Here is a 15061-nt window from a genome sequence, read left to right on the forward strand (position 1 = left end):
GAAGCGATCGACGGCGTCTTTGATACATTTATTAAACCGGATCGAGAATCCCCTCGTGTGAGCCCAGAGATCACACGCATCGAGAGCACGGAATTCAGCTATCCCCTCGAGAACGTCGGGATGGACGAGTCCGGGTTCAACATCGTCTACGAGCCCGGATCGACGCTCGAACGCAAGCTGTTCGCGATCGAGGTCCACACGGACGAGGGGATCACGGGCGAGTACGTGGGCGGGAACTCGCCCGGCGCGGCCCAGATCAACATGTTCGCGGACTACCTGATCGGGAAGAACCCGCTCAAGCGCGAGCGCCACTGGTCGGAGATCAAGCGCGCGCTGCGGAAGTACGACCGGATGGGAATCGGTCCGATCGACATCGCGCTTTGGGACTTCGCCGGCAAGTACTACGATGCGCCCATCCACGAGCTGCTCGGCACCTACCGCGAGCGCCTCCCCGCCTACGCCTCCACCTATCACGGCGACGAGAACGGCGGGCTCGACTCGCCCGAGGCGTTCGCCGACTTCGCCGAGGACTGCCTCGAGATGGGCTATCCCGGCTTCAAGATCCACGGCTGGGGCGGCAGCGACGCCTCCCGCGACCTCGATCGGGAGATCGAGACGGTGCACGCGGTGGGCGAGCGCGTCGGCGACGAGATGGACCTCATGCTCGATCCCGCCTGCGAGTACGAGACGTGGGGCGACGCGCTGCAGGTCGGGAAGGCGTGCGACGAACAGGACTTCTACTGGTACGAGGACCCCTACCGCGACGGCGGCATCACCCAGCACGGCCACGGGAAGCTGATGGAGAAGATCGACACGCCGATCCTCCAGACGGAGCACGTCCGCGGGCTCGAACCGCACGTGGACTTCATCGCGAACGGCGCGACCGACTTCGTCCGCGCGGATCCCGAGTACGACGCAGGGATCACGGGCGCGATGAAGATCGCTAACGCCGCGGAGGGCTTCGGGCTCGACGTCGAGTATCACGCGCCCGGCCCCGCACAGCGCCACTGCCTCGCCGCCACCCGCAACGCCAACTACTACGAACTCGCCCTCGTCCATCCGGGCGCCCAGAACCCGGCACCGCCGGTCTACAAGGGCGACTACTCGGACCTCATCGACACGATCGACGAGGACGGGACGGTGCCCGTGCCGGACGGTCCCGGCCTCGGCGTCGAGTACGACTGGGAGTTCATCCAGGACAACGCCACCGGCAGCGTCCACGTCTACGAATGAGCGAACCCTACCGCGCCGGGATCATCGGAACCGGCGGAATCGCCGGGATGGGCATCCTCGGGATGCACGACGAGGAGGCGATCGGCAGGGAGAAGATCGACGCGAGCCACGCCGGCGGCTACGACCAGACCGACGACATCGAGCTGGTCGCGGTCGCGGACGTCGACGAGGAGAAGCTCGAGACGTTCGGCGAGGCCTGGGAGATCCCCGAGTCGGGCCGCTACGTGGGCCACGACGCGATGCTCGAGGCCGAGGACCTCGACGTCGTCTCCGTGTGTACGCCGTCGTTCCTCCATCACGACCACGTCGTCGACGCCGCCGGGTCGGCCGCGGATCCGGACGTGATCTGGTGTGAAAAACCGATCGCCTCCTCGGTGACCGACGCGGAACGGATGGTCGACGTCTGTTCGGAGACCGACACGGAGCTCGTGATCAACCACTCGTTCCGGTTCACCGACAAGCTGCGGACGCTTCGCGATCACGTCCAGGGGGGCGAGCTGCTCGGCGACGTCAAGTCGGTGAGCACCCAGTTCCGCATGGAGCTGTTGCGGAACTCGACGCACCTGCTCGACACGCTCGTCTACCTGCTGGACGCCCGCGCCGAGCGGGTGAGCGGGTACATCACGGGCGAGAACGAGGCGGTCGACTCGCTTTCGGCCGACCGCGACGTCGACGACGCCGGCGGCGGCGGGTTCGTCGTGATGGACGACGGGACCTTCACCACGATCGACTGTACGATCCCCCGCGAGGAGTCCTCGATGACGCTCAACGTCATCGGCTCGGAGGGGAAACTGTACATGAACAACGACGACGGCGAGTGGCGCTACTGGTCGCTGGAGGACGGCGAGCACGTAGAACGGGAGATCCCCGACATCGACGGCTCCTGGACGTGGGAGGACGACTACAAGCGGTCGTTCGCGAACGCGGCCGACCACCTCCAGGACCTGCTCGACGGGAACGCGGAAAACCAGTCGACCGGTGAGGAGGCGACCCGCTCGCTCGAGATCATCGTCGGGTTCTACGTCTCACACTACACCGGCGGACAGGTCTCCGTTCCGCTCGACCGCCCGCTTCGCGACGTGGAGATCACCTCCTGGTGAGCGGTCTCCGGGTGGGCGTCTCCCCGGCGTGAACGACCGACCGCAGTTTTTATACCGTTCACCCGCAACCGTTCGAGACGACAACCGATCGCGACGTCGATCGGGAGACCCATCATGCAGTATTACCGACTGGACGATACGGCGGACGGACTGGTAGCGAGCACCGACGACGGCGTCTTCGATCTCGGCACGGCGGAGACGCCGATCGGGTCGTTCCGCGCGCTGGCGGCGGCGGCCGCGCGAAGCGGCTCGACGATCGACGCGATCGCCGAGGCGGCGATCGAGACGTCCGACGAGCTGCCGGCGGGCGCGCTCTCGGCGGCCACGCTCCCCGCGCGCGCCGACGAGGTGTGGGCGGCGGGCGTGACCTACGAGATCAGCGAGCAGGCCCGCGAGGAGGAGAGTTCCGAGCCGGACATCTACGACCACGTCTACGACGCCGAGCGCCCGGAGATCTTCTTCAAGGCCACGCCCAACCGGACCGTCGGCCACGGCGAGTCGGTCGGGATCCGCGAGGACTCGACGTGGGACGTCCCGGAGCCGGAGCTGGGGGTCGTCCTCTACCGCGGCGAGCCGGTCGGGTACACGATCGGAAACGACATGAGCAGCCGGTCGATCGAGGGAGAGAACCCGCTTTACCTCCCGCAGGCGAAGGTCTACGACCGCTGCTGTTCGATCGGCCCGTCGGTCGCCTCCGCCGATTCCATCGGGGACCCCCACGACCTCGAGATGCGGATGTCGATCGAACGGGACGGCGGAACACGGTTCGAGGGGTCGACCTCGACGGACCAGATGAAACGGAGCTGCGAGGAGTTGACGTCGTACCTCACCCGCCACAACGCCGTCCCGGAACTGGCCGTGCTCCTCACCGGGACCTCGCTGGTTCCCGAGGACGACTTCACGCTTCAGGAGGGCGATACGATCGCCATCGAGATCGACGGGATCGGTCGGCTCGAAAACGACGTCATCGTCGTCTAACGGCGATCGTGTGCTCACTCGACGGGCGCCCACGGGCGTCGGATAGCGACGTCCCCGGACATGGACGCGATCCCGGGCGTGGACGCGGTTCCGGCGACGCCCTCGGACATGGACGCGGTTCCGGCGACGGACGAGGCCGCGGATCGCCGCGCCGATCGACGCCGCCGTGATACGGAACCGACGATACCGCGATACCGTCCTCGCGCTGTGTACGCTCGCCTTCTTCGTCACGATGGTCGGCCGGCTGGCGATCAGCCCGGTCGTCCCGACGGTGACGGCGGAGTTCGGCGTCTCGAACGCGGTCATCGGCACGGCGCTTTCGGGGATGTGGCTCGCCTACGCGCTCACGCAGTTCCCGAGCGGGATCCTCGCCGACCGATACGGCGAGCGGCTCGTGATCCTCGTCTCGGTCGGCGGGACCGGCCTCGTCAGCCTGGGGCTCGCCTTCTCGCCGCACTTCGCCGTCTTCCTCGTCGGCACCGTCCTGCTCGGCGGCGCGGCCGGGCTCCACTACAGCGTCGCGACGACGTTCCTCACGCGGATATACGACGACGTCGGGACCGCCGTGGGGATCCACAACGGCGGCGCGCCGGTGGCGGGACTCCTCACGCCCGTCGCCGTCGCGTGGGTCGCCGCGAGGTACGGTTGGCGACCGGCGATCGCCGTCGGGGCGTTCATCGCCGTTCCGACGTTCGTCCTCTTCGCGCGGTACGTCCGGCCGACCGAACCGCGCAAGCCCGACCGGTCCATGCGCGAACAGATCGATCCGGGTGCCCTCCTGGACATCGTGACACGGCCGTCGATCGTCTTCTCGAGCGCGATCGCGATCCTGGCCGACTTCACCTGGCAGGCGCTCGCGTCGTTCCTCCCGACGTTCCTCATCGAACACCACGGCCACTCGACGGCGCTCGCGAGCACGTTCTTCGCCGCCTACTTCGTCGTGCAGGGAGTCCTCCAGATCGGCGTCGGGGCGCTCTCTGACCGCTACGGACGGGACCTCGCGACCGGCGTCTGTCTGCTCTCCGGGATCGGCGGCATCGGCGTGTTAGTGGGCGGGTCAGGCCTGCTCGCGGTGAGCGCCGGGATCCTCCTGCTCGGGTTGAGCATGGGGTGGGGTGCGGCCGTGATCCCCAGGGTGATGGATCACCTCACCGCCGAGGAGCGCGGGACCGCCTTCGGCTTCGTCAGAACGGCGTACATGATCGTCGCCTCCACGGGATCGATCGTGGTCGGGCTCTTCGCCGACCGGTTCGGGTGGGGGACGTCGTTCCTGCTGCTCGGCGGCCTGATGGCGCTCGGGGTGGCGTTGCTCGTCGGAAATCGGGTTCTCGGAGCCGACCTTTGAGGCCGTCCCGCGGAGGCCGTTCGAACGGATCGATGACCGGCACCACGGAGGCCGTTCGAACGCGTTTGACGGGGGGTCGGACGCGAACCGGCCACCGAGTCACGGCGTCCGTATCGCCACGTAGATCCCGAACAGCGTGAGCGCGCCGCCGACGAGGGTTCCGACGCCCGGAACCTCCGCGAGGAAGACGAGCGCGTAAATCGAGCTGACGACGGGAGTGCCGAGGTAGGAGACGCTGACGACGTTCGAGGGGACGTACCGGATCGCCCAGTTCGAAAGCGACTGGGCGACGAAGCTGGGACCGAACCCCATCGCGAAGAACAACAGCCACTCGTACCGCGGATACGCCCACAGCGCGACCGACTCGCCGGTCCCGGCGGCAAAGAGGAAGGCGACCACGGTCGCGAGGAGGTGGACGACGGTGACGTACGGGATGGCCGCGACGCGCTGGCGGATCCAGCGGCTGATGAGGATGTATCCCGCAAACAGGAGCCCGGCGGCGATGGCCAACAGGTTCCCGAGGACAGGGTTCGCGCCGTTGAGAAGCGATCCCACGGCGAGGCCGCCGAGCGACATGAACGCGGCGCCGGCGACCGCGAAGACGAGGCCGGCCACGGTCCGGCGCGTCACGTTCTCATCGAGGAGGAGGTACGCGAGGGCGGCGACGAATATCGTCTGCGTCTGAACGAGCGTCGTCGACGCCGCCACGGTCGTCCAAAGGAGGCTCTCGAACCAGACCAGATAGTGGCCCCCGAGAACGATCCCGGAGGCCGACGCGACCAACAGGTCCCGACCGGAGAACTCCCGGAACGCGTCGCGATATGCGATCGCCGAGAACGCGGCGAAGCCGAGCGTGGCGAACCCGAGCCGATAGCTGACCTTGACGGCGCTCGGCGCCGAGCTCAGCTTGACGAGGACCGCGCTCGTCGCGCCGACGAGGACGACGAGGGGGAGGACCGAAAGTGCCTGCGTCGTCGTGTCGTCGCCGAGCGCTCCCCGGTGGTCCAACTCGAACACGGCCTGGTGCAGGCACCCTCCCGCAAAGAAGCTACCGCCGTGGCGAACCGCCCGTCATCGAAAACATCGAACTCGAAACCCCGACGTACCCGAACCACCCGCCGCACGCGAACCACGCCGAGAACCTCACGCGTCGATGCATTCGCGGGAGCCTCACGCGTCTATACGTCCATCCCGGCCGATCGCGCCCGCTCGAGCGTATCGCGAAGCTGGTCGACGACCGGCTTGTCGATCGCGACGCCGTCGATCACGGCGACGCCCTTCTCGCGCGCCTCGAAGGCGTCGACGAATCGTTTCGCCCGATCGACCTCCTCTCGCGAGGGCGTGAAGACGTCGTTGATCACCGCCGCCTGCTCGTCGGACATCGCGGCCTTGCCGTCGTATCCCACCGCCTTGGCCGCTCGGGCCTCCGATCGGGTTCGATCGCGATCGTGAACGGCGGCGAGGTTCGGCTTGTCGATCGCCGAGATGCCGGCGGCACCCGCCGCCATGGAGAGCACGGATCTCGGAACCGAGAGGTCGGTCTCGTCGAGGATGGACATGCCCACGTTCATCTGGAAGTCGATAGCGGCGAACAGGAGACCGCGAACCCGATCGGTCGACCGGGCGATGGAGCGGGCCTCGAAAAAGGCGTCCGGCTGTTCGAGCAGCGGGACGATCCCGACGTCGGCGCCGTGGTCGGCGAGAATGTCGTCGACGATCCGAACCTCGGTCGGGCCCCGCACGTCGGGGACAAACACGAGTTCGGGCGGATGGTCCGCGGCGGCGATCGCCCGGACGTCGGCGACCCCGTGTTCGGTATCGAGGCCGTTGACGCGGACCGTGAGACGGGGGCCGTCGGCCACGTCGCCGGACGAGCCGCTCTCGATCAGGTCGAGAACGCTCTCGCGGGCGTCCGCTTTCGCGCCCTGACGGACGGTGTCCTCCAGATCGACGATCACGACGTCGGCGACCGAGCCGAGCGCGTCCGCAATGGCCTCCGGGTCGGTGCCGGGAACGAACATGTAGCTCCGTTCGAGGGACATCACGACTCGAATGCGCGTCCGTCGGCCTAAGCGTTGTGGCGCCTCGAAAGTCCCGTTTCGGCGGTCGGTGGTTGGCGACCGTGTGGTCGATCGGGAACTCGGACGAGGATCAATGAGGGGCGATGAGAACCGGCGAGGGGCGACGAGGAGCCGTGAGGATCGGCGAGGAACGACGGGGAGCGGTGAGGACCGAGGCGACGTCGCCGAGCGGCCTCACCGCTCGGGGACGATGGAGGCGCGGCCGACGTCACGCTCGTCGGATCGGCGGATGGCCTCCTCGGCCTCCGCGAGCGGGAAGTCCGAATCGAAGAGGTCCTCGAAGGGATACTCGTCGCCCGCAGTCTCGAGGAACTCGATCGCGGTTCGCAGATACCACGGGTCGTACCGCATCGCCGACTCGACGTCGATCGACTTGCGGGTCATCCTCGCCGGGTCGAACTCGGTCGTGTGACCGGGGACGACGTTCCCCATCTCGAGGTACCGCCCGCCCTCCCGGAGGAGTTCGATCCCCTCCGAGAACGCGTCGGGCACGCCGGCCACCTCGACGCCGACGTCGGCCCCGTCCCCGTCGGTCAACTCGCGGACCCGTTCGGCGCGCCGGTCGACCGTATCGACCCGCCGCATGTCGACGACGTGGTCGGCGCCGAACCGCTCGGCCAGCTCGAGTCGAGCCTCCACGCCGTCGATGACGATCGTTCGCGCGCCGCGCTCGCGGGCGGCCGCGACGGCGGCGAGTCCGAGCCCGCCGGCGCCCTGAACGACGACCGTGTCGTCCCACCCGACCTCGACTGCGTCGAGGCCACAGAGGACCTGCGAGAGCGCGCAGTTGGCGCTGGCGACCGGCCCCTCGTCCAGGCCCGAGGGGACCTTGTAGAAGAACTGATCGGGGTAGACGTAGTAGTGTGAGGCGAAGGTTCCATGGAAGTGCGGATGGACGTCCGCCGACTGCGACCAGTGATCGTAGGCGTGCTCACAGAGCCGAAACTCGCCCTGTCCGCAGCGGACACACGACTCGCAGGTCGCGAAGTAGGCGGGAACGATCAGGTCGCCCTCCTCGACGGGCCGGCCGGCGTGGTCGGTCGAAACGCCGTCGCCGAGCTCGAGGACGCGAAAGAGCCCCTCGTGGCCCAGCGGACCGTCGGTGATGTGCGGGTGGCCGCCGCTCCAGATGTGGATCTCCGATCCACAGACGTTCGCGCGGACGACCTCGGTCACGATCGCTCCGGGCTCGGGTGAGGGGACCTCGAACTCCTTCAGCTCCACGTTCTTCGGCCCGTCGAGACAGGCGATCCGCCCCGTGTTCTGTGGCATGCCAACAGCTATCCCACCGCACGTCTAAAGGTATCGGTGTTCCTCCGAGGGCTTTCGGAGTCAGGTCGGACCGATCCTCCGAGTCGAGAGGCCGGTCGGCATCGGTCGCTCCAGGGGAGGATTAATGACGGACCGTGACGCTGTGGGTACCATGGCGGAGCGATTCACCGCGACCTACCGCATCGAAACGCCGCGATCGGCGAGGGAAGCCGCGGAGGCGATGGCCGGCGAGCAGTCGGCGAGCACGTTCGTCGACGTCGAGGCCGAGACCGCGGACCTCCAGGAGCGCCACGGCGGTGACGTCGTGGACGTGACCGAGATCGGCAGGGCTCCGGAGCCGACGCTGCCGGGTGCGACGCCCGAACCCGGAGACGTCGACGAGTACGTCCGCGCGGAAGTGACGCTCTCGCTCCCGCTCGAGAACGTCGGCGTGTCGGTTCCGAACCTCCGGACGGCGATCGCCGGGAACGTCTTCGAACTCCAGTCGCTGTCGGGGGTCCGGGTATTGGACGTCGACGTGCCGCCCGAATACGGCGAGGAGTGTCCGACCCCGGCGTTCGGCGTCGATGGCACGCGCGAGCTGATCGGCGTCCGGGACCGTCCGTTGATCGGAACGATCATCAAACCGAGCGTCGGCCTCGCCCCCGAGGAGACGGCGTCGCTCGTTGAGACCCTCGTCGAGGCGGGCGTCGACTTCATCAAGGACGACGAGCTCATCGCCGATCCGCCCTACTCCCCGTTCGAGGACCGCGTCGAGGCGGTCATGTCCGTGATCAACGACCACGAGGCGGAGACGGGCAAGAAGGTCATGTACGCCTTCAACGTGACGGGCGACGTCGAGGAGATGATCCACCGACACGACGTCGTGCGCGATGCGGGCGGCACGTGCGTCATGGTGAGTCTGAACAGCGTCGGGCTGGCGGCCGTTCGGGAGCTTCGACGGCACGCCGAGCTGCCGATCCACGGCCACCGAAACGGGTGGGGTGCGCTGTCGCGGTGTCCCCAGTTGGGGTTCGAGTACACGGCCTACCAGAAGCTCTGGCGGCTGGTCGGGGTCGACCACCTCCACGTCAACGGCCTCGAGAACAAGTTCGCCGAGTCGGACGAGTCAGTGATCGCGTCCGCGCGCGCGGTACAGGACCCGATTCCCGGCGACGACGGCGCGCTCCCGGTGTTCTCCTCGGGCCAGTGGGCGAAACAGGCGCCCGCGACCTACGAGCGGCTCGGGAACGCGGACCTGCTGTATCTCTCCGGGGGCGGAATCATGGGCCATCCCGGCGGGCCGGCCGACGGCGTCGCGGCCCTGAAGCAGGGCTGGGAGGCGGCCACCTCGGGAATACCGCTCGAGGAGTACGCACGCGATCACGAGGAGCTCCGGGCCTCGATGGAGGCGTTCGGGGACGATGAGTGAATCGGACGTCGACCTGGCCTACTACGGGGACGACCTGACGGGATCGACCGACGCGATGGAGGCGCTCGCGCTGGGAGGCGTTCGAACCGCGCTGTTCCTCGACCCGCCGAGCCCGGAGGAGTTGACCGGGCGATTCGCGGATCTGGAGGCCGTCGGGGTCGCCGGCCGCAGTCGATCGATGAGTCCGGCGGAGATGGACGAGCGGCTCCCGGCGGTGTTCGAACGGTTCGCCGAGCTGGACCCCTCGCTCGTCCAGTACAAGGTCTGTTCGACCTTCGATTCCGCCCCCGAGACGGGAAGCATCGGACACGCCATCGACGTCGCACAGCCCGTGTTCGAATCGCCGTTCGTCCCGGTCGTCGTCGGCGTTCCGGCGCTCGAGCGATACGTGGTCTTCGGAAACCTGTTCGCCACCGTCGGGGACCGGACCTACAGGCTCGATCGGCACCCGACGATGAGCGAACACCCGACGACGCCGATGACCGAAAGCGATCTCGGCCGACACCTGCGAGACCAGACCGACCGCGACATCGATCGGTTCGATCTCCTCGCGCTCGAGAGCGGGGACGCCGACGCCGAGTTCGCCGGCCTGCTGGAGACCGACCCGGAGATCGTCGTCTTCGACGCCGTGGACGGAAGCCACCTCCAAACGGTCGGGCGATTGGTCTGGGAGCGGGCCGCCGAGTCGACCGAGGGCCCGGTCTTCGCGGTCGGATCCTCGGGGCTCGATTACGCGCTGACGGCCCACTGGAGCGAAACGGACGGGACTTCGCGGCGAGACGTTCCGTCGGGACCCGATCCCGTCGACCAGCTGCTCGTGATGTCCGGGAGCGCGTCGCCGGAGACCGCGAACCAGATATCGAACGCGATCGCGGACGAACGGTTCGACGGGATCCGCCTCGATACGTCCGCGCTCGTTCGTCCGGATGGCACGGAGTCGGAACGCGAACGGGTGATCCGGGAGGCGATGGATGCTCTCGAGCGCGGCCAAAGCGTCGTGATATACTCGGCCCGTGGGCCCGACGATCCGGCCATCGAGGAGACCCGGACGGCCGCGCCGGATGACGTCGACGTCGGCGAGCGGATCGGGACCACGCAGGGAGAGATACTCGAGGCGGTGCTCCGCGAGTCGAACGTCGACAGGGTGTGTGTCGCGGGCGGCGACACGAGCGGGTACGTGACCCCGGCGCTGGACGTCTACGCGCTCGAGTACCACCGCCCGCTCGCGCCGGGGAGCCCGCTCTGTGTCGCGAGCTCCGACGACGAGCGGTTCGACGGAATACAGGTGTGTTTGAAGGGCGGACAGACCGGCGGGGAACACTTCTTCGAGACGGTCCGGCGGGGCGGAAGCGACGCCTGGCCGTAGCCGCCTCAGTAGATCGACCAGCCGCCGTCGATGGTCAACAGCTCGCCGGTCACGTATTCGGCCTCGTCGCTGGCCAGGAACAGCGCGCCGGAGGCGATCTCCTCGGGCTGGGCCGGACGACCGACCGGGATCGGTTTCACCAGGTCGCCGCTTTCGGACCACTCCTCCGCCTTCTCCGTGAGCTCCGAGAGTCCGGTCGACGTCCGACCGGGGGAGATTCCGTTGACGCGGATCCCGTCCGCTGCGAGTTCGATGGCCGCGGAGCGCGTTATCATCTTGATCGCGGCCTTGGTCATGTTGTAGAGTATCTGGTCCTCGCGGACCGTGTCCGTCCGGATGGAGGCGGTGTTGACGATGCGTCCCTCGACGTCCCGCTCGAGCATGTCCGCGGCCGCGATCTGACACCCGAACAGGACGCCGCCGGTGTTGACCGCCTCCATCATCTCGGCCTCCTCGGACGTGACGTCGAGGACCGAGCCGGAGACGTGCGCGCCGGCGTTGTTGACCATCACGTCGACGCCGCCGTACTCGCGGGCCGCCTCGACGACCGTCTCGATGTCCCGACGGTTCGAGACGTCGGTCTCGACGTACTCGGCGTTCCCGCCGCGGTCCTCGATCAGTTCGTGGGTCGGGAGGCGATCCGCGTCCTCGGGAGGGTTCGGCCGGAGGTCCGCATTTATCACGGCGGCTCCCGCTTCGCCGAACTGGGTCGCGATCGCCCGTCCGATCCCCGAGCTGGCTCCGGTGACGATGACCGTCCGTCCGTCGTAGTCGTATGTCACGTTCGACATGGATCCCCACCCGCGGACCGGAACCAAAAGTTCACCGGCGATCGGGGGTCGAGGTCGTCCGGCGTGGGACGTCCGTCCAGCGCGAAGCGTCCGCCCGGCGTGAAGCGGCCGGCGTAAAGCGACGAGAGGAGGGAACTCGTGAACGACCCCTCGGGGCGACCATAGCTATATTACCGACGCGACACACGCCCGGGCATGGACACGCGAATCGACCTCGACCCGCTCTTTTCGCCGTCGTCGGTGGCGGTCGTCGGCGCCAGCCCCGACTCGTGGTACTCATCGCAGCTGATGGACAACCTCCTCGAGTACGGGTTCGACGGAACGGTCTACCCGGTCAACCCGAGCCGCGAGGAGGCGTGGGGGAGAACCTGTTACGACGACGTCTCGGAGCTCCCCGAGGTGGTCGACCTCGTCGTGGTGAGCATTCCCCGCGAGTACGTCGTCGAGACGGTCGCGGAGGCGGGCGGCATGGGCGTTCCGGCGGCGCTCGTCATTACCGCCGGATTCGCGGAGGCGGACGAGCGGGGACGGGAACTGGAGGCGGAGCTGGCGGCGACCGCACAGGAGTACGACATTCGCGTCGGGGGGCCGAACTGCATCGGTCTGGCGAACGCGCTCGAGGGGACCGTCCTCACGAGCACCTGCTCGCGGCGGCCGGAACCGGGATCGATCGGGCTGGTGAGCCAGTCCGGGGCGCTGGCGTTCACCACGTTCTTCGAGCGGGCGGCCGACGAGGACGTCGATTTCGCCTACATCGCCTCGACGGGGAACGAGGCCGATCTGAGCGTCACGGACTACGTGGACTACATGGCCGACGACCCGGAGGTGTCCGTGATCTGCGTCTACCTCGAGGGACTCGAGGACCCGCGCCGGTTCATGGACGCGGCGGCGAGGGCACGTCGGAACGGGACGCCGGTGCTGGTGGTGAAGACCGGGCGAACGTCGGACGCGGAGGCGGCCACGCTCTCGCATACGGGCTCCGTGGCCGGCGACGACGACGTCTGGCAGGGCTCCTTCGACCAGGTCGGAGTCGAGCGGGTCGACGACATCTCCGACCTTCTCGTGCGGGCGAGCGCGCACGCGGCGTTCGATCCGCCGGAGTCGGACCGCGTGTGTATCGCCTCGACGAGCGGCGGACTCGCGGGTCACCTCGCCGATCTCGCCGGGGAACGGGACCTCTCGCTTCCGGACATCGACGGCGACACCGAGCGCGCCCTCCTCGACATCGACGACCTGTTGACCTTCGGGGAGATGCACAACCCGGCCGACATCAGAGGATACGGTGCCGACGTTCTCCCCGAGATAACCGACGCACTCCTGGCCGACGACGGGTTCGACGCGTACGTCCTCGCCGTCGGGCTGCCGGCGGTGGACGAGCGCGCGGACGCCATCGCGGACGACCTCCTGGAGATAGGGGAGACCGCCGACGCGCCCGTCTTCGTGCTGTGGACCGGGAGGAAGGATCCGGCCGACCTCGACGACCCCCAGCCGTACGAGCGGGTCAGAGCGGAGATGCCGCTTTTCTACGACCCGGCGCGGTGTATGGACGCCGTCGCCTCGCTCGTGCGGTCGGGAGCCCCGATGGCGGAAAGCGACACCCCGGATCGCCGATGGGCGAACGGCGATCCGAGGCGGTCGGCGAACGCGACGGACGGAACGATCGACGAGGGATCGACCCGGTCGACCGGATCGACCGGACCGGCCGGATCGACCGGATCCGACCACGATCTCCCGGACGATCGGGTCCTCACCTGGAGCGAGGCCGAATCGCTGGTCCGGTCGTTCGGGATCGACCTCCTGCGGACTGGCGTGGCCGGATCGAGTGATGAGGCCGTAGCGTACGCGGAGGAGATCGGCTATCCGGTCGCCCTCAAGGTCGACTCGCCGGACGTTCCACATCGCAGCGACGCCGACGCGGTTCGGCTCGGCCTCTCGGATGCGGATTCGGTTCGCGACGCCTACGACGCGGTCCTCGAGAACGCGCGGTCACACGTTCCCGGAGCGGACGTCGAGGGAGTCCTCGTCCAGCCGATGATCGCGGACGGCACCGAGGCGTTCGTCGGCGCGAGCACCGAGGAGGCGTTCGGGCCGACCGTCACGGTCGGCGCGGGCGGGACCCTCGTCGAGGCGTTCGACGACGCGGTCGTTCGCATCCCGCCGGTGACCCGCGAGGAGGCGCGGGAGGCGATCGACGAGACGGAACTGAGCCGGTTGCTCGAGGGGTACCGCGGGGAGGAGCCGGGTGACGTGGAGGCTCTCGCGTCGCTTCTCGAGAACGTCTCGCGGCTCGCGAGCGAGGTCCCCGCCATCGAGGAGCTCGACCTCAACCCGGTCGTCGTCCACGCCGAGGGCGAGGGCGTGTCGATCCCGGACGTGCTCGTCAAAACCCGGTGATCGGTCGGGGCGACTGACGGAGCGTCGGGTCGACTACCGAAGCGGTCGGATCGCGTTACGTTTGCGGGGTGGGGGAAGTTTTACTACGATCGGGGGGTTGCTCCGGAACGCCATGGAGCACATCTCGATCATCGGCGCAGGAGACATGGGACACGGGTTCGCGGTACACTTCGCGTTACACGACTGGGACGTGACGGTCGTCGATCACCGACAGTCGAACCTCGACGAGGCGAGCGAACGTATCGAGGAGACGGTCGAATTCCTTCGCGACGAGGACCTCACCTCGGAGACGCCCGAGGCCGTCCTGGATCGGGTCTCGTTCACGCTGGACCGGGCGGACGGCGTCGCCGACGCCGACGTCGTTCTCGAGAGCGTTCCGGAGGAACTCGAGATCAAACGCGAGGTGTTCGAGGACCTCGCGGAGTCGGCCCCCGCGGACGCGCTCCTGGCGAGCAACACGTCGGGGATCCCGGTCACCGACATCGCGGAGGGCAACGAGGCCGCAGACCGTATCGTCGGCTGTCACTGGTGGTACCCACCCTACCTGCTCACCCCGGTCGAGGTCGTCCGCGGCGAGCGGACGAGCGACGAGACCGTGGCGCGGACCGAATCGCTGCTGGAGGGCGTCGATCGCGACCCGATCGTCGCCGAGCGTGACGTCCCGGGGTTCGTGTGGAACCGGATCCAGTTCGCGGTGCTTCGCGAGTGTCTCCACCTCGCCGAGGAGGGCGTCGCCTCGCTCGAGGACATAAACGCCGCCGTCCGCGACGGCTACGCCCGCCGGACCTCGATCATCGGTCCGATGGAGACGGCCGACATCGCGGGTCTCGACCTCTTCGAGACGAACGCGAGGAACCTCTATCCCCACCTGTGTGACGACGACGAGCCGGGCGAGCTGTTCGCCGACCGGCTGGAGTCGGGACGGGGCGGGATCGAGGACGGCGCCGGGTTCTTCGAGTACGATGAGTCGCCCGAGGAGATAACGCGTGATCGCGACGAGCATCTGGCGGCGCTCAAGCGGGTGCTCGACGAGTAGCCGGGCGACGAACAGCGGGTCGGATCGAGAAAAAACGGACCGGGATGGGGTTCC

Annotated in this window: 12 protein-coding genes; 8 read left to right on the forward strand and 4 right to left on the reverse strand. The window is 68.2% G+C overall.

Annotated features, from left to right (window positions below):
* The first annotated feature begins 57 nt into the window (after positions 1 to 57).
* The 4 genes from ACFQE9_RS09830 (at position 58) to ACFQE9_RS09845 (ending at position 4656) form a co-directional block, all read left to right on the forward strand.
* Positions 58 to 1233: an enolase C-terminal domain-like protein gene (locus ACFQE9_RS09830; RefSeq protein WP_379743935.1), complete on the forward strand. Its 1176-nt coding sequence runs from the start codon at positions 58 to 60 to the stop codon at positions 1231 to 1233.
* Entirely contained in the window at positions 1230 to 2333 is a 1104-nt protein-coding gene (locus ACFQE9_RS09835) for a Gfo/Idh/MocA family protein (RefSeq protein ID WP_379743937.1), read from the forward strand. The genes ACFQE9_RS09830 and ACFQE9_RS09835 overlap by 4 nt, the downstream gene beginning before the upstream one ends.
* 114 nt (positions 2334 to 2447) lie before the next feature.
* Positions 2448 to 3311 (forward strand): fumarylacetoacetate hydrolase family protein, encoded by an 864-nt coding sequence (locus ACFQE9_RS09840; protein WP_379743939.1) that lies wholly within the window; start codon positions 2448 to 2450, stop codon positions 3309 to 3311.
* A 169-nt stretch (positions 3312 to 3480) separates the two neighbouring features.
* The gene (locus tag ACFQE9_RS09845; RefSeq protein WP_379745567.1) at positions 3481 to 4656 is read left to right on the forward strand and encodes an MFS transporter; all 1176 of its coding nucleotides are present in this window, start codon (positions 3481 to 3483) and stop codon (positions 4654 to 4656) included.
* 99 nt (positions 4657 to 4755) lie between these two features.
* Here ACFQE9_RS09845 and ACFQE9_RS09850 read toward each other — a convergent pair whose 3' ends face one another.
* From ACFQE9_RS09850 to ACFQE9_RS09860, 3 genes are all read right to left on the reverse strand, one after another.
* A complete protein-coding gene (locus ACFQE9_RS09850) occupies positions 4756 to 5673 on the reverse strand; it encodes a DMT family transporter (RefSeq protein WP_379743941.1) in 918 nt (305 codons plus the stop codon).
* A 161-nt stretch (positions 5674 to 5834) separates the two neighbouring features.
* A complete protein-coding gene (locus ACFQE9_RS09855) occupies positions 5835 to 6698 on the reverse strand; it encodes an HpcH/HpaI aldolase/citrate lyase family protein (RefSeq protein WP_379743943.1) in 864 nt (287 codons plus the stop codon).
* 213 nt (positions 6699 to 6911) lie between these two features.
* The gene (locus ACFQE9_RS09860) at positions 6912 to 8009 is read right to left on the reverse strand and encodes a zinc-binding dehydrogenase (protein ID WP_379743945.1); all 1098 of its coding nucleotides are present in this window, start codon (positions 8007 to 8009) and stop codon (positions 6912 to 6914) included.
* Between the two features lie 124 nt (positions 8010 to 8133).
* On the opposite strand from ACFQE9_RS09860, the gene ACFQE9_RS09865 reads away from it, so the two are divergent.
* Both ACFQE9_RS09865 and ACFQE9_RS09870 read left to right on the forward strand, forming a co-directional pair.
* Positions 8134 to 9420 (forward strand): ribulose-bisphosphate carboxylase large subunit family protein, encoded by a 1287-nt coding sequence (locus tag ACFQE9_RS09865; RefSeq protein WP_379743947.1) that lies wholly within the window; start codon positions 8134 to 8136, stop codon positions 9418 to 9420.
* On the forward strand, positions 9413 to 10786 hold the full coding sequence (locus ACFQE9_RS09870; protein WP_379743949.1) for a four-carbon acid sugar kinase family protein: 1374 nt from the start codon (positions 9413 to 9415) through the stop codon (positions 10784 to 10786). The genes ACFQE9_RS09865 and ACFQE9_RS09870 overlap by 8 nt, the downstream gene beginning before the upstream one ends.
* Before the next feature lie 5 nt (positions 10787 to 10791).
* On the opposite strand, the gene ACFQE9_RS09875 is transcribed toward ACFQE9_RS09870, so the two are convergent.
* Positions 10792 to 11577, reverse strand: a complete 786-nt coding sequence (locus tag ACFQE9_RS09875) for an SDR family NAD(P)-dependent oxidoreductase (RefSeq protein WP_379743951.1) — start codon at positions 11575 to 11577, stop codon at positions 10792 to 10794.
* A gap of 195 nt (positions 11578 to 11772) precedes the next feature.
* Here ACFQE9_RS09875 and ACFQE9_RS09880 point away from each other — a divergent pair, with 195 nt between their 5' ends.
* Together ACFQE9_RS09880 and ACFQE9_RS09885 are read left to right on the forward strand one after the other, a co-directional pair.
* Entirely contained in the window at positions 11773 to 13971 is a 2199-nt protein-coding gene (locus tag ACFQE9_RS09880) for an acetate--CoA ligase family protein (protein ID WP_379743953.1), read from the forward strand.
* A 112-nt stretch (positions 13972 to 14083) separates the two neighbouring features.
* The gene (locus tag ACFQE9_RS09885) at positions 14084 to 15007 is read left to right on the forward strand and encodes a 3-hydroxyacyl-CoA dehydrogenase family protein (protein WP_379743955.1); all 924 of its coding nucleotides are present in this window, start codon (positions 14084 to 14086) and stop codon (positions 15005 to 15007) included.
* The last annotated feature ends 54 nt before the right edge of the window (positions 15008 to 15061 follow it).

The sequence above is a fragment of the Halopenitus salinus genome (assembly GCF_042662125.1).
Lineage (GTDB): Archaea > Halobacteriota > Halobacteria > Halobacteriales > Haloferacaceae > Halopenitus > Halopenitus salinus.